The 18,175-nt window shown below is 74.2% G+C and carries 14 protein-coding genes; 5 read left to right on the top strand and 9 right to left on the bottom strand.

What is annotated here, in order from left to right; genetic code table 11:
* From PSD17_RS05390 to PSD17_RS05375, 4 genes are read right to left on the bottom strand one after another with little or no spacing between them, the layout of a single operon-like run.
* Complete coding sequence (locus tag PSD17_RS05390) at window positions 1-1,131, bottom strand: hypothetical protein (RefSeq protein ID WP_339121931.1); 1,131 nt, start codon at window positions 1,129-1,131, stop codon at window positions 1-3.
* Window positions 1,131-2,633, bottom strand: coding sequence for a hypothetical protein (locus tag PSD17_RS05385; protein WP_013674259.1), 1,503 nt, complete (start codon window positions 2,631-2,633; stop codon window positions 1,131-1,133). Before PSD17_RS05385 ends, PSD17_RS05390 begins: the two co-directional genes overlap by 1 nt.
* Entirely contained in the window at window positions 2,623-3,609 is a 987-nt protein-coding gene (locus PSD17_RS05380; protein ID WP_013674260.1) for a methylenetetrahydrofolate reductase, read from the bottom strand. The genes PSD17_RS05385 and PSD17_RS05380 overlap by 11 nt, the downstream gene beginning before the upstream one ends.
* Window positions 3,606-4,178 (bottom strand): methylenetetrahydrofolate reductase C-terminal domain-containing protein, encoded by a 573-nt coding sequence (locus tag PSD17_RS05375; RefSeq protein ID WP_339121930.1) that lies wholly within the window; start codon window positions 4,176-4,178, stop codon window positions 3,606-3,608. Before PSD17_RS05375 ends, PSD17_RS05380 begins: the two co-directional genes overlap by 4 nt.
* A 279-nt stretch (window positions 4,179-4,457) precedes the next feature.
* Here PSD17_RS05375 and PSD17_RS05370 point away from each other — a divergent pair, with 279 nt between their 5' ends.
* The 4 genes from PSD17_RS05370 to PSD17_RS05355 all read left to right on the top strand — a co-directional run bounded on the left by PSD17_RS05370 (window position 4,458) and on the right by PSD17_RS05355 (window position 11,214).
* Window positions 4,458-5,828 carry a PucR family transcriptional regulator gene (locus PSD17_RS05370; protein ID WP_041759495.1) on the top strand — a complete coding sequence of 457 codons (1,371 nt, stop codon included), beginning with the start codon at window positions 4,458-4,460 and terminating at the stop codon, window positions 5,826-5,828.
* A complete protein-coding gene (locus tag PSD17_RS05365; RefSeq protein WP_339121927.1) occupies window positions 5,825-7,636 on the top strand; it encodes a bifunctional homocysteine S-methyltransferase/methylenetetrahydrofolate reductase in 1,812 nt (603 codons plus the stop codon). The genes PSD17_RS05370 and PSD17_RS05365 overlap by 4 nt, the downstream gene beginning before the upstream one ends.
* Window positions 7,637-7,768: 132 nt before the next feature.
* A complete protein-coding gene (locus PSD17_RS05360) occupies window positions 7,769-9,622 on the top strand; it encodes an acyltransferase family protein (protein ID WP_339121925.1) in 1,854 nt (617 codons plus the stop codon).
* A gap of 347 nt (window positions 9,623-9,969) precedes the next feature.
* Window positions 9,970-11,214, top strand: coding sequence for a carboxylate--amine ligase (locus PSD17_RS05355; protein ID WP_339121924.1), 1,245 nt, complete (start codon window positions 9,970-9,972; stop codon window positions 11,212-11,214).
* Window positions 11,215-11,239: 25 nt separating this feature from the next.
* Here the strand turns inward: PSD17_RS05355 and PSD17_RS05350 are convergent, their stop codons facing one another.
* Window positions 11,240-13,255, bottom strand: coding sequence for a M13 family metallopeptidase (locus PSD17_RS05350; protein WP_339121922.1), 2,016 nt, complete (start codon window positions 13,253-13,255; stop codon window positions 11,240-11,242).
* Between the two features lie 109 nt (window positions 13,256-13,364).
* Here PSD17_RS05350 and PSD17_RS05345 point away from each other — a divergent pair, with 109 nt between their 5' ends.
* Window positions 13,365-14,804 carry an MFS transporter gene (locus PSD17_RS05345; protein ID WP_013674267.1) on the top strand — a complete coding sequence of 480 codons (1,440 nt, stop codon included), beginning with the start codon at window positions 13,365-13,367 and terminating at the stop codon, window positions 14,802-14,804.
* 6 nt (window positions 14,805-14,810) lie between these two features.
* Here the strand turns inward: PSD17_RS05345 and PSD17_RS05340 are convergent, their stop codons facing one another.
* The 4 genes from PSD17_RS05340 to PSD17_RS05325 all read right to left on the bottom strand — a co-directional run bounded on the left by PSD17_RS05340 (window position 14,811) and on the right by PSD17_RS05325 (window position 17,789).
* Window positions 14,811-15,206, bottom strand: a complete 396-nt coding sequence (locus tag PSD17_RS05340) for a cupin domain-containing protein (RefSeq protein ID WP_013674268.1) — start codon at window positions 15,204-15,206, stop codon at window positions 14,811-14,813.
* A gap of 106 nt (window positions 15,207-15,312) precedes the next feature.
* Window positions 15,313-16,020 (bottom strand): SDR family NAD(P)-dependent oxidoreductase, encoded by a 708-nt coding sequence (locus tag PSD17_RS05335; protein WP_013674269.1) that lies wholly within the window; start codon window positions 16,018-16,020, stop codon window positions 15,313-15,315.
* Complete coding sequence (locus PSD17_RS05330) at window positions 16,017-16,259, bottom strand: hypothetical protein (RefSeq protein ID WP_339121920.1); 243 nt, start codon at window positions 16,257-16,259, stop codon at window positions 16,017-16,019. Before PSD17_RS05330 ends, PSD17_RS05335 begins: the two co-directional genes overlap by 4 nt.
* 156 nt (window positions 16,260-16,415) lie before the next feature.
* Entirely contained in the window at window positions 16,416-17,789 is a 1,374-nt protein-coding gene (locus tag PSD17_RS05325) for a DUF349 domain-containing protein (RefSeq protein ID WP_445260993.1), read from the bottom strand.
* Window positions 17,790-18,175 lie beyond the last annotated feature (386 nt).

Here is an 18,175-nt window from a genome sequence, read left to right as displayed (position 1 = left end):
TCATGCTCCTCGGGCGACGGACTCTGGTGCTGTCTCTGTGGGTGACTCGCTCGCCGCAGCGATGGCGTTCACCGGCGGTGCTGTGATGCGGGAGGCGAGCTCGGCGCGCACGGCGGCCGTGCCGGCGACCATGGCGGCGAGCTTGGCGCGGGCGACCGCGCCGGTCACGTTGCGCAACCCGCAGTCGGGGTTGACGACGAGGCGTTCGGCCGGGACGAGCTCGAGCGCGCTGCGGATGCGGGACGCGATCAGCTCGGGCGTCTCGACCTCCGACGACTTCACGTCGACGACGCCGAGGCCGATGGTGCGGTCCCAGCCGAACTTCTCGATCACGGGGAGATCCTCGTAGCCCTTGCGCGCGAACTCCAGCACCAGCTGGTCGACGCGGGCGTCGAGGACGGCGGGGAACAGGAAGTCGTAGTGGCCCTCCCACAGCGGTCGGGCGTAGCGGTTGCCGTAGCAGACGTGCAGACCCCAGGTGACGTCCACGCCCTCGGTGACGATGTTGACCGCCTCGATCGCCGTCCCGACCGCGTCGGGGTAGCCGGCGAGGAACGGCTCGTCGATCTGCAGCAGCTGCGCGCCCCGCTCGGCCAGCGCGTGCGCCTCGGCGTTGAGCACCCTCGCGATCGCCAGCACGAGCTCGCGCTGGTCGGCGTAGGCCGAGTCGTGGATGCGCCGCGACAGCGAGAACGGCCCGGTGAAGGAGAACTTGACCGGGCCCGACGTCTGCTCGGCGGTGAACGCGAAGTCGTCGGCCAGACCCAGCGGGGCGGTCGCGAACCGGTCGGGCAGCGGCGCCGGCACCCGCGCCTCGTAGTAGTCGAAGTAGAAGTCCTTGGCCGTCTGCGGGATCTCCACGCCGGGCATCCGGGCCAGGAAGTAGTCGATGTCGTTGTCGCGGCGCAGCTCGCCGTCGGAGACGATGTCGATCCCGGCCAGTTCCTGGTCGCGCAGCGCGGCCTTGATCGCCATCTCGTGCAGGTCGGTGAGCTGGGCGAAGCTCATCCGGCTGCGGTAGTAGTCGGTCTTGAGCCGCTCCATCCACTCCGGGACCGGGTACGAGCCGACGACGGTCGTCGGCAACAGCGGCACCCGGCCCATCAGCGCGGCGTTCCTGGGCGCCGACATCAGTCCCTCACCTGCGCCGTCATCGTCACGATGTTGCCCCCCGAGCGGTGTGAGAACGGGGCGTAGTGCACGTCGAACCCGTGCCGGCGCCCGACGTGGGCGAGCAGCGGGCCGTTGACCCAGTTGACCACGGAGCCGTCGTACTTGCCGGGTCCGCGGAAGTGCGAGCGGTAGGACTGGACGTCGGTCACGAACAGGTCGTGGCAGACGAGCTTGCCGAAGGGGTGCAGCAGCTGCAGGCTGTCGACGAAGCTCGCGAGCGCCCCGTTGTTGACGTGCATCCGCACGTCCGCGCCCGACTCCAGCAGCGGGCGCAGCATCTCGCCGCCGACCTCGGGGGCGATCTCGTAGAGGTCGAGCCCGGCGAGCGGGACGTAGCGCTCCTCCAGCCGGATCGCGCTCCACGCCGCCCGCCAGAAGGTCACCGCCGCGTCGGTGTCGGCGAAGTTCGCCGGGGCCGCCTCGGCGAGCAGCGCCGGGCCGAGCCGCAGCAGCTTGTGCACCAGCGCGCCGACCTGGTCGGGCGTGGTGTTCGCCTGTCCCGCCAGCGCGCGCGCCTGCTCGGGCGGCAGGTACGCGCGGGTCTGCACCTGGTAGGTGCGCCCGCCGAGCTGGGCGACCTCGTCGGTCGGCAGGTTGTCGTAGACGTTGGAGATGTAGACCAGGAACACCTTGTAGCGCAGGAACCCCAGCGACGTCCGCGGCCGTGTCGCGTCGAGCGCGAACGAGCTGACGTGCGCGAGGTGGTCGCACACGGTCTCGCGGGCGAGGTCGAGCACGTGCTGGGAGTAGTCGCACATCAGGTAGTGCAGCCGGCGGTAGTAGCCGCGGCCGTGGGCGAGGTCGAGCGCGCGGAACTCGTCGAGGAACACCTTGGCCTGGCTGCCGTTGCCCACCCCGAGCTCGACGACGTAGAGCTCCTCCGGGAGGGCGTTGTTGTCCGACAGCGGGTCCCACACCGCGAAGAGCTTGCGGATGAGGTCGCGCGCCGCGTCGTGGTTGCGGGCGTCGCTCTCCCCGCCGGGCAGCGCCTGCTCGTAGCCGCGGCCGGTGGACTTCTCCCACAGGTCCAGGTCGGCCCAGTAGCGCGCGTTGAACGACCAGATGCAGCTCGCGCTGCCCGGCCCCCACTCCTCCAGCGTCACCCGGCCACCGGTGCCGCCGCCCGCGTGCTCGCGCAGCAGCTCGGCGGTGTGCTCCTTGAGCGCCACCTTGCCGCTGCGCCGCACGTCGACGGCGACCTCCATGTCGTCGTCGCGCACACCGACCTGCTCGATCACGGGACCGCCCGCGGGCAGTCGCTCCGGTTCGGCCAGGATCGGCCGCAGCTCGACGACGTCGCGGAAGTTCTCCCGGTACTGCACCCAGTCGCAGACCAGCCGGACCTTCGACAGGTCTGTGGAGTCCTCCGAGAGCGCCTCGACGACCGGGACCAGCGCGGTCGTGATGTCGATCGGGGTGGTCCCGCGCAGGCGGGAGTGGGGCCGGAAGTCAACCAGCATGTCCGAGTCCCTCCGTGGTGACCGCGCCCGGTGCGGAACCGGTCAGTGCCGGGCGTGGGGCCGGGCGTGGAGCGGGTCGTGGCGCGATGCCCGCGCGTTCCAGGATCTCCGGGACGCCGCGCTCGTACCCGAAAGCCATGAGGTGCACGCCCGCGACGCCGGGCAGCTCGGCGAGCTGCTGGATCGTCTCGACGCACATCGTGACGCCCTCGGCGGCGACCCGGTCGGCCGGCACGCCGCGCAGCCGGCGGACCACCTGGTCGGGCACGTGGATGCCGGGGACCCCGTGGCGCAGGAACTCCAGCACCCGCAGCGACCGGATCGGGCCGACGCCCGCGAGGACCCGGCAGCGCTCGGTGACACCCAGGTCGCGCAGCTCGGCCAGCCACGTCGTGAAGACGTCGACGTCGAAGACGTACTGGGTCTGCACGAACTCCGCGCCGGCCGCGACCTTCTTCGCCAGCCGCCGGGCGCGGAACCGCCGCGGCGGGGCGAACGGGTTCTCCACGGCACCCACCAGCCAGTCCGGGCGCGCACCGATCTCGCGGCCCGACGCCAGCGTGCCCCCGTCGCGCAACGACCGGGCCGCCCACACGAGCTGGGTGGAGTCGAGGTCGAAGACCGGGGCGGCGTCGGGGTGGTCGCCGAAGCGCGGATGGTCGCCGGTCAGCAGCAGGACGTTGGGGATGCCGAGCGCGCCCGCGGCGAGCAGGTCGGACTGCAGGGCGATGCGGTTGCGGTCCCGGCAGGTCAGCTGCATCACCGGCTCGACGCCCGCGCGCATCGCCAGCAGGCTCCCGGCGAAGCTGGACATCCGCACGTGCGCGCCCTGGTTGTCGGTGACGTTGGCCGCGTCGACCCAGCCGCGCAGCAGGTCGGCCTTGCGGGTGATCGCCTCGGCGTCGGCGCCGCGAGGCGGCCCGATCTCGGCGGTGACGGCGAACCGGCCCGCCTCGAACGCCCCCCGCAGAGTCATCGCACGCCCCCGACGGGGTGCAGGCCCAGCTCGCGGTGCAGCAGCGGCCGCGCGCCGTCGGCGTCGGCGGCCGTCCACAGGTCCTCGTCGCGTCCCTGCCAGTAGTTGACCCAGGAGCTCTGGTCGCGCAGGCGCTGGTCGACGGGGCGCTGCAGCAGGTCCAGGTCGGCGCCGTGGCCCGCCTGCTCGCTGCGCTCGTACGCGACGACCCACACGCACGGCAGCTCGGGATGCACCTCGCAGCCCCCGCTCGCCGAGACCCCGCCGCACGGCCCGTTGCGCAGCTGCTTGGGGCAGGTCATCGGGCAGGTGTAGCCCGTGGCCGGGAGCGCGCACTGCCCGCACATCCGGCAGCCGAACAGCTCCTGCTTGGTCACGCGCTCGACGGTGGTGAACGCCGCGTAGGCCCGGGGCCGCCGCTCCAGCCAGGCCGCGACCCGCGCGTAGAGCCGGTTGGTCGCGAGCCCCGCGTGCAGGAGGTAGCCCAGCCGCGCGCCGATGCGCGGGCGGAACGGCCGCGGCCAGCCACGGCGTGCCGCCGCGTCCGCCGTGAGGTCGTCCGTCGCCACGTCACGCCTCCTCCCGGTCGGCCGTCCATCGAGGTTCGCAGCTGCCCGGTGGTCGCGTCATCGTGCCCGACGGCCAACGTCGGTCGCGGGCCGTTGTGCCCGCACACAGGCCCGACAACGGTGTTCCCGCAGGGCGAACCGCGGATTCCCGCACCGTCGAGGGCCCGTCGGCGGCGGTGGTGGGGGCGATCACAACCGGCACCGGTGCTGCATTGTGCCGAAGGACAACCGAGGTGTCACGCGTTGTGCGCCCGGAAGGGCCGCACGTACAGTCCGCGCATGGCCGCCCCGGGCTCGACGGCGAGCACCCCGCCCGTGCCCTCACGCGTACCGGTCGCGCACGCGCTGCGCCGGCCCGCGGGCGACGAGGCGGCTGTGCTGCGCCGCGTGGTGAGCATGTGCGGGCACCTGTCGGCGCTCGCCGCGCAGAACACCGAGCTGGCCGACGTCGTCACCTTCCTCGCCGAGGGCGTCGGCGCGGGGGTCGTCGTGCTCGACCGGCGGCTCGACGAGCTCGCCCGGGCCGGGCTCCCCGGCGGCGACGACCTCGTCGGCGGGGTCCGCGAGCAGGCCGGGGTGGCCGGGCTGCGCACGGTGCTCGCCGCCGCGGCGCGGACCCGCCGGGCGCTGACCGTCCCGGGTTCGGCGGCGGCCGGGGCGGCGACGGTCGTCGCGCCCGTCTCGGTCGGCGACGACGTCTCCGGGTACCTGCTGACCGCCAGCCACGCCGGCAGCGACCTCACCGAGGACATGCGGCTGCTCGTGACCGAGCACGCGGCGATGGTGTGCGGTGTCGTGCTCGGCCGGGAGCTGGTCGTCACCGCCGCGGCGGGCCGGGCCCGCCAGGAGCTCGTCGAGGGTCTGCTGCTGGTGCGCGACCGCGACGACCCCGAGGTCGAACGCTGGGCCCAGCACCTGGGCTTCGAGCCGGGCCGCGGGTACTGCGCGGTCGCGGTCAGCCTGGCGGGCGACCGGGCCGCGACGGCGTTCCCCGCCGTCGAGACCGCGCTCGGCCGGCTCGCGCCCGAGGCGATCGTCGCCGCCCGGGCCGACGAGATCGTCGCCATCGTCCCGGCGACGGCCGGCGGCGCACCGGGCCGGGGCGTCGCACCGGGGCCGCTCGCCACCGCCCGCGCCGTCGCGGCGGGCTGCGTCGCGGCCATGTCGGGCAGGGCGGGCGCGTCGGTCCCGGTCGCGGTCGGCGTCGGCAACCCCTGCGACACGGCCGCCGAGATCGCCCGCTCCTACGCCGAGGCCCGGCACGCGCTGGCGGCGAGCGAGAAGCTCGGCGAGTTCGGCGGGGTCACGGCGTTCGCCGACCTCGGCATCCACCGGCTGTTGCTGCGCGTTCCCGACGTCACCGACCTGCGCGACTTCGCCGAGGAGGTCGTCGGCGCGTTGCTGGCGGAGGAGCGGACCGGCGGCATGGAGTACCTGGCGACCCTGTCGGCCTACTTCGAGCACAACAACTCCCCGCGCCGGGCCGCGGAGAAGCTGCACGTGCACCCGAACACCGTCAGCTACCGCATCCGGCGCATCGAGGAGATCACCGGCCTGTCGCTCGACGTGCGGCGCGACCGGCTGATGGCCGAGGTCGCCGTCGAGATCCTCGATGCGCTGGGCGACAGGGCGGGCGGAGGCCGACGATGAACGTCCGGGAGCTGCTCACGACGTCGGTGCTGGTCGGCGACGGGGCGATGGGGACGATGCTGCACGCCGCGGGCAACTCGCTCGACCAGGCGCTGCCCGCGCTCAACCTCACCGAGCCCGAGCTGGTCCGCACCATCCACGACAGCTACGTCGGTGCCGGGGTGGACCTGGTGCAGACCAACACGTTCGGCGCGAGCCGGCTGCGACTGGCCGAGTACGGCGCGGCCGACGACGTCGCCCGCATCAACGCCGCCGGCGCCCGGCTCGCGCGCGAGGCCGCTGCCCGCGCCGACCGGGCGGTGCTGGTCGCGGGCTCGGTCGCCCCCGCCGTCAGCGTCCACCAGCGCAGGCGGGTCGCGGCCGAGGAGCGCAGGGCCGCGGTGCGCGAGCAGGTCGAGGTGCTCGTCGGCGCCGGTGTCGACGTGGTGCTGCTGGAGACGTTCGGGCACCTCGACGAGCTCGTCGAGGCCGCCGAGGTGGCGCTGGAGGTCGCGCGCCGCACCGGCGACGTGCCCGTGATCGCGCAGGCGACGTTCGGCTCCGATCGGCACACGCTCTCCGGCCACACCCCGCACGAGGTCGTCACCGCGCTCGCAGGGTTCCCGCTCGCGGCGATGGGGGTCAACTGCACGCTCGGCCCGCAGGGCTGCCTCGCGGTGCTGCGCGAGCTGCGGGTGCACACGGCGGTTCCGCTCACCGTGCAGCCCAACGCCGGACTGCCGCGGCGCGTCGGGCCCGCACGGTTCGAGTACGACATCGACGCCGACTACTTCGTCCGCTACACCCGCCAGCTGCTCGACGCCGGCGCCGCGCTCGTCGGGGGCTGCTGCGGGACGACACCGAGCCAGCTCGCCGCCGCGGCCGCGGCCGTCGCCGAGCACCGGAGCCAGCGCGCGGCCGAGGTCGCCGAGCGGGTCGCCGCGACCACCGTCGTCCCCGAGCGGCCCGAGACCGACGGGCCCTTCTCGGCGCCGGGGCACGTCGTCGCCGTGGAGCTGCGGCCCGCGCCGACGGGCGGGGTCGACGAGGCGCTCGAGCTCGCGGCCGAGCTGCAGGAGGCCGGCGTCGGGTTGGTGTCGGTCGCCGCGTCGTCGAGCCCTCGGGCGCAGGTGAACTCCGTCGACCTCGCGCTGCACCTGCACAACCGGCTGGGCCTGACCACGCTCGCGAGCGTCACCACGTGGGACCGCACGATCATGGCGCTGCAGGCCGACCTGCTCGGCGCGCACGCCCTCGGGGTGCGCGGCGTCGTGTGCGAGACCGGGACACCGCCCCTGCTGGGCGACTACCCACATGTCGACGGCATCTGGGACGTCGACTCGCTCGGGCTCATCGAGCTGCTCGCGGGCCTCAACGATGGCACCGACTACCACGGGCTGCGGCTGGGGACGAAGACGTCGTTCGAGATCGGGGCCCGGGTCAACCCCGGCAGCCGCGACCCCGGCCGGGCCGCGGCGGGGGCCCTGGACAAGATCGCCGCGGGTGCGCAGTTCCTCATCACCCGGCCCGTGCACGAGCTCGCCGGCCTGGAGCGGGTGCTGGAGGCCGTCGACGGGCGGGTGCCCGTGCTCGTCGCGGTCCGGCCGCTGACCGGCTTCGACGAGGCCGACTACCTCGCCCACGAGGTTCCCGACGTCACGATCCCCGCCGCGACACTGGCGGCCCTGCAGGACGCGGGCCCCGACGCCCGCGCCGCCGGCATCGACCTGGCCGTCGCGCTCGCGGACCAGATCCGCGGCATGGCGAAGGGTGTCGTAGTGACGGGTGGGTCCGACGTCGTCGAGGCAGTCCGCCGACTGCTCGGATAGCCCTACTCCTCCCGGTCGTCACGAACGTGGGGTTGCGTCTCCCCGGTCTCTCGCGACACGCCGATCTCGTAGGTGCTCAGGCGGCACACCTCGTGACATCGTCACCTGGTCGGCTGACGGGCGAGGGGGCGGATGGTCGAGCAGCTCGTGCCGCGCGCCGATCCCCGTCGCGTCGGCGACACCCGCAGGCGCGTGTCGGCGGTCCCGTACGCGCCGGGTCTCGACGGCCTGCGCGCGCTCGCCGTCGTCGCGGTCCTCGTCTACCACCTCGAGCTCTCGTGGGCCGGTGGCGGCTTCCTCGGCGTCGAGATCTTCTTCACCCTCAGCGGGTTCCTCGTCACGCAGCTGCTCGTGGCCGAGCTGCGCGCCCGCGGACGGGTCGACGCGAAGGCGTTCTTCCTGGCCCGCGCGCGCAGGCTCGTCCCGGCGCTGGTCGCCTGCGTGCTCGCGACGGTCGTCGTCTACCGGCTGCTGCTGCCCGGTGACGTCGGTGGCATCCGGGACGACGCGCTCGCCTCCCTGACCTACGTCCAGAACTGGCACCTGGTCATCGCCGGCATCCCGTACGGCGAGGCGTTCGCGCGGCCCTCGCCGCTGCTGCACATCTGGTCACTCGGCGTCGAGGGCCAGCTGTACCTGCTCTGGCCGCTGCTGTTCGTCGGCGTGCTCGCGATGGTGGCCCGCAGGCGGGCCGCGGCCGTCGCGCTGCTGCTGGCGATGGGGTCGGCCGTGGTGATGGCCCTGCTCTACGACCCGGACTCGAACATCCGCGTCTACTACGGCACCGACGCCCGCTCGGCGGGGTTCCTCGTCGGGGCGGCGCTCGCACTGGTCTACGGCCCCGAGGCGTGGTCGCGCCGGCTGTCGAGGCCGCGGCGCGCGATCGTCGACATCGGTGGGGGCGTGGCGCTGGTGGCGCTGGTCGTCGCCCTGTCGACGGCCTCGGAGTTCGACGACCAGCTCTACGAGCGCGGCGGCTTCCTGCGTGCCGGGCTGCTGACCGCGGTCGTGATCGTCGCCGCGGCCCGCAACGGCGTGGTCACGAGCGTGCTCGCGCGCCGCCCCCTGATCTGGCTCGGCCGCCGCTCGTACGGCATCTACCTCTACCACTGGCCGATCTTCGTGCTGACCCGGCCGGGGATCGACGTCCCGGCGCCGGCGTGGCTGGTCGACCTCGGCCGGGTCGTGGCGACGTTCCTGGTCGCGGAGCTGTCCTACCGGTTCCTGGAGACGCCGATCCGGCGTGGGGCGATCCGGCGGGTGTGCGCGCGGGCGAAGGCCGGCACCGCGGCCGTCGCGACGTGCGGGGTGCTCGCGCTGACGCTGACCGCCTGCGGGATCGTCGCCGTGACGGGAACTCCCGGCGCCGCCCCGGTGCCGCCCGCCGCGGCCGCCGACGACGAGCCACCCGTCGACGCCGCGCCCGCCGACCCGGGAAGCGCCGCACCCGTCGCACCGGGGGCCTCCACGGCGGCCGGGGCCCCGGCGACCCCGACGACCGCGCCCGCCACCCCGAGCGGCGGGGTGGGGCGCCCGGTGCTCGTCGTCGGCGACTCGATCACCCTCGGCAGCGCCGACGCGCTGACGACCGCGCTCGGCCCGCAGACGACCGTCGACGGGAAGGTGGGCAGGCAGTTCAGCACCGCGCCCGCGATCGTCGCCGCGTGGGTGGCCGCGCACGACGGGCCCGTGGTGGTCGACCTCGGGGCCAACGGGACCATCAGCCGGCGCGACGTCGACGCCGTCGTGAGCGCCGCGCGCGACGAGCGGATCGTGTTCGTCGGGGTGTCGGTGCCGCGACGCTGGCAGGACGCGAACAACGCGACCCTGCGCGAGGCGGTCGTGGCGGCCGGCCCGCGCGCGGCGTTCGTCGACTGGGCGGCGATCGTCGCGGCGGACCCGTCGATCATCGGGCCCGACGGCGTGCACCCGACCGTCCGTGGCCGGACGGTGCTCGCCACCGCCGTCCGGCAGGCACTCGGCTGACCCGACGGGTCCGACCGGCCCATTCGCCATTCGCACAGGGCGCGTCCCAATTGTTCCGGCGGGGTTTTTGCCGACAGTTAATTTAGGGTTGGTAACCGGCGACACGCGAGTGCGCGCAGTACGGAGCGTCACAGCAGAACCGGACATAACGTGCCTGCTGCACCTCGACCGGGTGGGCCGCGGCACCGCTCGTGACCGCACGTCCCCGGCTCGCCTCCGAAACGTGGTGGTCACGCCTTTATCACAACGGCCGTCCGAATGGGCCGGTACCCGCGACGCGCGCGAGCGCGGGGGGTGCTCTAGTTTCCTTTTCCGAGAATGTGCGTTGAGGCAGGAAAGGAGGGTCGATGATCGACGCGGTGCTGCTCCATCCGAACGACGGGTGCCTGACGGTCGCGCGGGAGCTCACCCGGCGCGGGGTCCGGGTGCACGCGCTCGCGACCCCCGAGTACGCCCACGTGACCCGCAGCCGCGGGGTGCGCGGCGAGGTCATGCCCGACATCCGCGAGCACCCCCGCGCCTGGCTCGACGCGCTGGCCGGCGTCGACGACGGGGTGCTGATCTGCGGGTCGGACGCCGCGTCGGAGTGGGTCGTCCGCCACCGCGCGCGCATCCCCGCCCGGCTGCGGTCGTTCGAGGCCCCGGGCGGCGCCCACCTCGACCTGATGGACAAGCGCACGACCTACCGGATCGCCGCCGAGGCGGGCGTGCGGGCGCCGTGGATGCACCACGTCGCCGACCGTGCGGACCTCGACGACCTGCTCGGCGAGCTCACCTACCCGTGCATCCTCAAGCCGACGCTGGGGCACGTCGCCAAGGAGCTCGTCGGCGTCGGCACCGTGCACATCGCGTCGCGCGCCGACGCGCTGGCGCACGCGGTGCCGTTGCTCGACCTCGGCGTCCCGATCCTGTTCACCGAGCTCGTCCCCGGACCGGAGACCCTGCTCGAGGGCGCGGTCATGGTTCGCGACCACGACGGCGGCTACCCGTTGAGCTACGGGCGGCGCAAGCTGCGGCAGTGGCCGATGGACTACGGCGTGGGCTCGTTGACCGAGGCCGTGCCGGTGCCCGAGACCGTCGCGCTCACCCGGCGGCTGCTCGACCACACCGGCTACGTCGGGCTCGCCGCGTGCGAGACCAAGCGTCACGCCGGGACCGGTGAGCTGTACCTCATCGAGGTCAACGTCCGGGTGCCGGGCAACTTCGGCCTCGCGCAGGCCTGCGGTGTCGAGGGGCCGTGGCGGCTCTACGCGACGCTCGCCGGGCTTCCGGTGGGCCCGCAGCGCCCGCAGGTCGACGGCCGCAAGGTCCTACTGCCCGTCAAGGACGCCCAGGCCGTCATCGCCCGGGTACGCCGCGGCGAGACCACCTACGGCCGGGCCGCCCGGTCGCTGCGCGGGACCCGCGACTTCGGCGCCTTCGCCGCGCGCGACCCACTGCCGGCGCTGCACCAGCTGGCGAGCACGCTGCTCAAGGCCCGGGGCCGCGTCGGCAGGCCGGCGGCCGCGCCCGTCGCGGTCGACGTGCGCGCCCCGCTGTCACCGCCGCTCGTCCGCACGGCGTGCAGCCCGGGCGGCGGCCGGCCGTCGTAGGCCCGCGCCGCCACCCGGGCGGGCGTCACCAGATCCGCACGCGCTCGGTGGGCGGGGTGTAGAGCGCGTCCTCCTGCTGCACGTCGAACGCCTCGTGGAACGCGTCGAGGTTGGTGACGACGGCGTTGCAGCGCAGGTCCGGCGGCGAGTGCGGGTCGATCGTCAGCCGTCGGACGGCCTCGGCGTCGCGGGTGACGGCGCGCCACACCTGCGCCCAGCCCAGGAGCACCCGCTGCAGACCGGTGAACCCGTCGATCACCGGGGCCTCCCCGTCGCCGAGGGAGATCCGGTAGGCCTTGAGCGCGATCGTGAGTCCGCCCAGGTCGCCGATGTTCTCGCCGACGGTCAGCGCGCCGTTGACCTTGTGCTCGGGTAGCCCGATCGGGGACAGCCCGCTGTACTGGTCGATCAGCGCCTGCGCGCGACGCTCGAACTCGGCGCGGTCGTCGGCCTGCCACCAGTCGGTCATGTTGCCGTCGCCGTCGTACTTGCTGCCCTGGTCGTCGAAACCGTGGCCGATCTCGTGCCCGATGACCGCGCCGATGCCCCCGTAGTTGGCGGCGTCGTCGGCCTCCGGGTCGAAGAAGGGCGGCTGCAGGATCGCGGCCGGGAAGACGATCTCGTTCATCCGCGGGTGGTAGTAGGCGTTGACGGTCTGCGGCGTCATCAGCCACTCGTTGCGGTCGACCGGCTTGCCGAGCTTCGCGAACTGGAAGTCGGTCGACCACTCGCCGGCGCGCCGGACGTTGCCCAGCAGGTCGCCCGGGTCGACCTCGAGCGCCGAGTAGTCCTTCCACTCGTCGGGGTAGCCGATCTTCGGGGTGAACCGGCCCAGCTTCTCCAGGGCCCGCTCGCGCGTCTCCGGCCCCATCCAGTCGAGCGACGAGATCGACTGCCGGTAGGCCTCGACCAGGTTCGCGACGAGCTCGACCATGCGCTCCTTGGCCGCGGGCGGGAAGTGCCGCTTCACGTAGAGCTGTCCGACGGCCTCGCCCAGCGCGCCCTCGACGAGCCCGACGCCGCGCTTCCACCGCTCCCGCAGCTCCGGGGTCCCCGACAGGGTGCGCCCGTAGAAGTCGAAGTCGGCCTCGACCAGCGCCTCGTTCAGGTAGTCGGCGCACGAGGACACCGTGCGGATCGCGAGCCACGCCTTCCACTGCTCCAGCGGGCGGTCGCGCCACATCGCCGCCGCCTCGGTCACGAACGTCGGCTGCCGGACGACGACCTCGTCGAAGGCGCCCGCGGGCGCGCCGAGCGCCTCGATCCAGACGTCCCACTCGAAGCCCTGGGCGTTCTCGGCCAGCGCCGCGCCCGTCATCAGCGTGTAGGTCTTCTCCGCGTCGCGGTTGGTGACCCGGTCCCAGGACGCCGCGGCGAGCGCCGTTTCCAGCTCCATCACCGTCGACGCCACTGCCGCCGGCTCCGCCAGCCCGGCCAGCTCGGCCAGCCGTGCCAGGTGCGCGACGTACTTCTCGCGCAGCTCGGCGTAGGAGTCCTCGCGGTAGTACGACTCGTCGGGCAGCCCGAGGCCCGACTGCGACAGGTGCACGAGGTAGCGCGACGAGTCCTTCGCGTCCGTGCTGACGAACGCGCCGAACAGCGCCGTGCGGCCCTCGCGCTGCCGCCGGCCCAGCACCGCCGCCAGCGCGGCCGTGTCGGCCGCGTCGGCCACCTCGGCGAGCAGCGGCCGCAGCGGCTCGATGCCCAGGGCCTCGATCCGTTCGACGTCCATGAACGACGTGTAGAGATCGCCGATGCGGCGCGCGTCGGTGCCCGGCGCGGCGGAGGAGGCCGCGGTCTCCTCGACGATCGCCCGGACGTCGGCCTCGGCGTTGTCGCGCAACGCGTGGAAGGCGCCGTCCTGCGAGCGGTCGGCCGGGATCTCGTGCTCCTTGAGCCATTTGCCGTTGACGTGCCCGAACAGGTCGTCCTGCGGACGGATGCCGGAGTCGACCCAGCGCAGGTCGAGCCCGGACCGCGGGGACCCCGTCGGGGCCTCCGCGGGGGACTCCGCCGGGGGTGAGGTCGGGGAGGTCGTCATGGGTGCATTGTGCCCTGACCCACGACCGGGCGAGGGCCGCCGGACGTTCGCCTACGGTGTAACCGGGCTGCCGATCTCCGGAGGACGGCCGGGCCCGGAGGAGGGCTCGATGGTCGAGGCGGACGGCCGTGTCGTCGGAACTCCGTCCTCGCCCCCGGCACCGACCGGACTGCACCGCCCGCTCGCCCTGCTCGTCGCGGGCGCGTTCTTCATGGAGATCCTCGACGGGACCGTCATCGCGCCCGCCGCGCCGCACATCGCGGCCGACCTCGGGGTCGCGGCCGTCGACGTCAACGTCGCGATCACCGGCTACCTCCTCACGCTCGCGGTGCTCATCCCGATCAGCGGGTGGCTCTCCGACCGGTTCGGCGCCCGCCGGATCTTCGTCGCCGCCCTCGTCGTGTTCACCCTGGCGTCGGCGGGCTGCGCGCTCGCGCCGTCGCTGCCGGTGCTCACCGCGACCCGTGTGCTGCAGGGCGTCGGCGGGGCGATGATGGTGCCGGTCGGGCGGCTCGCGGTGCTGCGGACGACGGACAAGCGCGACCTGGTGCGCGCCATCGCCTTCCTCACCTGGCCCGCGCTCGTCGCGCCCGTCGTCGCGCCCGCGCTCGGTGGCCTGCTGGCCAACTACGCGTCGTGGCGGTGGATCTTCGTCGTCAACCTGCCGTTGGGGCTCGTCGCCCTGGTGCTCGCGCTACGGATCGTGCCCGACGTCCGCGCGCCCCGCCGCGACCCGCTCGACTGGCGCGGGTTCGTCCTCACGGCCGCGGGCGCTGCCGCGCTCGTCGTCGGGCTGGAGAGCATCGGCGGCGGCCGCTGGGGATCGGCCGTCGCCGCGCTGGTGCTGGCGGCCGTGCTGCTCACCGCGGCCGTGGCCTACCTGCTGCGGACCCGTCGGCCGCTGGTCGACCTGCGGGTGCTGGCCCTCGCCACCTACCGGCTGACCGCGGCAGGCGGGTCGGTCTACCGGATGGTGATCACCGCCATCCCGTTCCTGCTCCCGCTGCTGTTCCAGCTCGGCTTCGGCTGGTCGGCGGCGCAGGCGGGGCTGGTGGTGATCGCGTTGTTCGTCGGCAACGTCGGGATCAAGCCGGCGACCACGCCGCTCATGCGGCGCTTCGGGATCCGGGCCGTCGTCCTGTTCTCCATCGCCGCATCGGCGGCGTGCCTGGTCGGGATGGCGTTCCTGACGGCGGCGACCCCGTTGCCGGTGCTGCTCCTGCTGCTGCTGGCCAGCGGGGTCGTGCGGTCCACCGGCTTCAGCGCCTACAACAGCGTCGCGTTCGCCGACGTCGAGCAGGAGCGGATGACCGGCGCCAACACCCTGATGTCGACGCTGCAGGAGCTCGGCGCGGGCCTGGGTGTCGCGGTCGGAGCGCTGTTCGTGCGGCTCGGCGACCCCGTCGGGCACCTCGTCGGCCTGTCCGACGCCCCCGCGACGCCCTACCGCATCGCGTTCCTGCTCCTCGTCGTCGTGCTCGTGGTGCCGGCGATCGAGACGCTGCGGCTCTCGCGGACCGCGGGTGACGTCGTGACCGGGCGGTCCTGACCCCGGTCAGCCCACCGTCCGGGCGAAGGGGACCGCCGGGTCCGGTGCCGGGGTGTTCACGGCCAGGTGGACCGTCGGCTCGCTGCCGGCGTTCCAGTTGCGGTGCGGCACACCGGCGGGGAAGACGACGAGGCTGCCCGCGGGCGCGTCGAACTCCTGGCCGTCGACCTCGATGCTCATCGTGCCCTGGAGCACCCAGAACACCTGGTCCACCTCGTGCACGTGCAGGCCTGCGGGGGAGCCGCCGCCCGCCGGGGTGCGGATCCAGTCGACGTGGCAGGACTGCGCGCCGGTGGCCTGCCCGATGAGGTTCTGCGAGAACCGCTCGCCCGCGCCGGTGGCGGCCAGCGCGTCGGTGTCGACGCGACGCAGGTACGGGTTGGCGGTGTTGCCGGCGGTCATCGGCGCTCCCTCGGATCGGCGCCCCGGCGGGGTCCCGGGGTCCTCACCACCCTCGCACCCGCGGCGCGGCCCGAGCTGTGACGCGCATCCCAGCGGCGCGTCCGCGTCAGGGGTGGGTGGGCCAGATCGTCACGGAGTTGACCTGCGTCCGGCGGGGCAGGGCCAGCACCGAGAGCACGACGTCGGCGACGTCCTGGGGCTGGACGAGGTCCGCGGCCCGGTAGGGGCGGTGCGCGGCGGCGTGGATGCGTTCCTGCATCGGGGTGGCGGTGCGTCCGAGGTGCAGCGTCGTGACCCGGACCCCGGCGGCGTTGACCTCGCCGCGGAGGCTGTCGGCGACGGCGGTGAGGGCGTGTTTGGTGGCGGCGTACTGGCTGACCCCGGGGTAGGCGGCCAGGCCCTGGGTGGAGTTCATGAAGATGACGTCGCCGTGGCGGGCGCGCAGGTGGGGGAGGAGTTCGCGGGTCAGCTCGTAGGGGGCGCGGACGTTGACGGCGTAGAGATGGTCGAAGGTGGCGGCGTCGGTGTCGGGGACCTCACCGCTGGCGTAGTCGCCGGCGGAGTGGACGAGGACGTCGACGCCGCCCAGCAGGTCGGCGAGGTGGTGGCCGAGTACGGGCACGGCGTCCGGGTCGGCGAGGTCGGTGGTGAGCACGGTGGCGGCGCCGTTGTGGGTGGCGGCGGCCGCGTCGGCGAGCCGGGCGGGGTCGCGGCCGATGAGGACGAGTTGTTTGGCGTGCGGGCCGAGTGCGACCGCGACCGCGCGGCCGATTCCGCTGCTGGCGCCGGTGACCACGGCCGCGTCGATCATCATCGGGTGCGCCGCCGCTCCCCGTCGAAGGCTCCGTCGAAGGCCCCGTCGAAGGTTGAGGAGAGGCCCGCCGCGCTGCGGTCGGGAGGCCGCACATGGTCGCTGTCCGTGACCGATTTCTCCCACATGTCCCTCATGGCGTACCCATCCGCCGGATCGGCGATTTTCCTGCCGATGCGAGCATCGTGGACCTCAACCGCTGCGAACCCGCTGGATATTAGCCTGTCGGGAGCGATCTGCACCGAGGAACAAGGCACGAGAATTCTCGGCAGGCCGCCGCCGGATCGCAGAACGCCGACCCGTCGATCGCTACGCTGTGTAGTCGCTGATGGACCGCCTGCAGACAGCGTCGAGCCCCGTCGGGACGCTCGTCCGGATCGTCCCCGTCCGCCGCGCCATCAGCGCTGGTGAACCGACTCCTCCGCGGTCCGCAGCCACTCGCGCCACTGGTCGGCCTGCGCGCGGGCCTCGGCGGCCCGCTTCGCGTCGCCCGCCGCTTCGGCCTTCTGCGCCTGCGCCTCGAACTGCGCGACGCGGTCGCGGAACTGCGAGACGCGGGCCTCCGTCTCGGGGTCGGTGCGCCGCCACTGGCGGTCGACGGCCTCGCGGACCCTCTCCTCGATCGCACGCAGGCCCGCCTCGAGCGGACGGATGTCGTCGCGCGGGACCTTGCCGATCGCCTCCCACCGCTCCTGGATGCCGCGCAGCGCGGCCCGAGCGGCGTCGGCGTCGTCGGTGTCGATCTTGTCGGCCTCGGCCAGCAGGGCCCGCTTGGCGTCGGCGTTGGCGGCGAACTCGGCGTCGCGCGCGGCGAACGTCTCGGTCCGCCGCGAGAAGAACGCATCCTGGGCGCTGCGGAAGCGCTGCCACAGCGCGTCGTCGGCGTCCTTCTGCGCCCGCCCGGCCGCCTTCCACTCCGCCATGAGCTCGCGGTACCGCGCGGCCGTGGGGCCCCAGTCGGTCGAGTCGGCCAGCGCCTCGGCCTCGGTGGCCAGCTCCTCCTTGCGGGCCTTCGCGCTCGCCCGCTGCCGGTCGAGATCGGCGAAGTGCGAGCCGCGGCGGCGGTTGAACGCCTCTCGGGCCCGGGAGTACCGCTTCCACAGCGCCTCGTCGGTGCGCCGGTCGATGCCCTTGATCGTGCGCCACTCGTCGAGGATCGCCTTGAAGCGGTCGCCCGCCTGCTTCCACTGCGTGGCCTCGGCGGCGAGCTTCTCGGCCTCCGCGGCGAGCTCCTCCTTGCGGGCCACGGCGGCCTCGCGCTGGGCCGACCGGGCCGAGCGCGCGGCACCGACCGCCGCCTCCGCGAGCGTCACCAGCTCGTCGAGGTGTGCCTTGAGGGCCGCGACGTCGCCGACGACGGCGGCATCGGCGAGCCCGTCGCGCATCGCGGTGGCACTGTGCAGCGCCTGCTTCGGGTCACCGCCGCCCGTCGTGAGCCGGACGGTGAGCAGCTCGGCCTCGGTACGCAGGTCGTCGAACCGGCGGGCGTAGTGCGCCAGCCCCTCCTGCGGCGCGCCGGCCTGCCATGAGCCGACCTCGCGCTCGCCCTCGGCCGTCACGAGGAAGATGCGGCCCTCGTCGTCGACCCGGCCCCAGCGCGCCGGATCGGCGCCTGCCTCGGGTACCGAGATCGCCGCGGCGGGTACGGCCGCGACCGGCGTCGGCGCGGCGGCCGCCTGCGCGGCGGGGGACTCGAGGGGCTTCGCCGGCGGCTTTGCGGCACGGGGCGGCGGGACCGGGCGCGGGCGGCCGCCGGGCGGGGGACCTGGCAGCGGCGCGCGGGGGGTGGGCGGCGGGCCGGGGACCGGCCGCGGCGGTGCGGCGACCGAGGTGCGCGCGGGCTCGTCGGTGTGCTGTCCGGCCGGGTGCTGTCCGGGCGTGTCGTGGCGGGCCGCGTCATGATCGGGCGTGTCGTGGCGGGCCGCGGCGTGATCGGGTGCGGCGTGATCGGGTGCGGCGTGATCGGGTGCGGCGTGGTCGGCGGGGGCCGGTGTGGAGATCGGCCCCGGATCCGCCGGGGTGTCCTGCGCCGCAGGGGTGTCCTGCGCCGCGCGGCTGTTCTCCGCCGTCGCCGTGTCCGGCCCCGCGGTGTCGTCGGTGGCCGCGGTGTCGCCGGTTGCCGCCCGGTCGTTGCCGGCGGGCGTGTCGGTCGTGGCCG

Origin of the sequence: Pseudonocardia sp. D17 (assembly GCF_036984265.1) — a bacterium.
In the GTDB taxonomy this organism is placed as follows: Bacteria; Actinomycetota; Actinomycetes; order Mycobacteriales; family Pseudonocardiaceae; genus Pseudonocardia; species Pseudonocardia benzenivorans.
The sequence above is the reverse complement of the archived record's forward strand: the minus strand, read 5'-3'. Positions and strand labels throughout refer to the sequence as shown.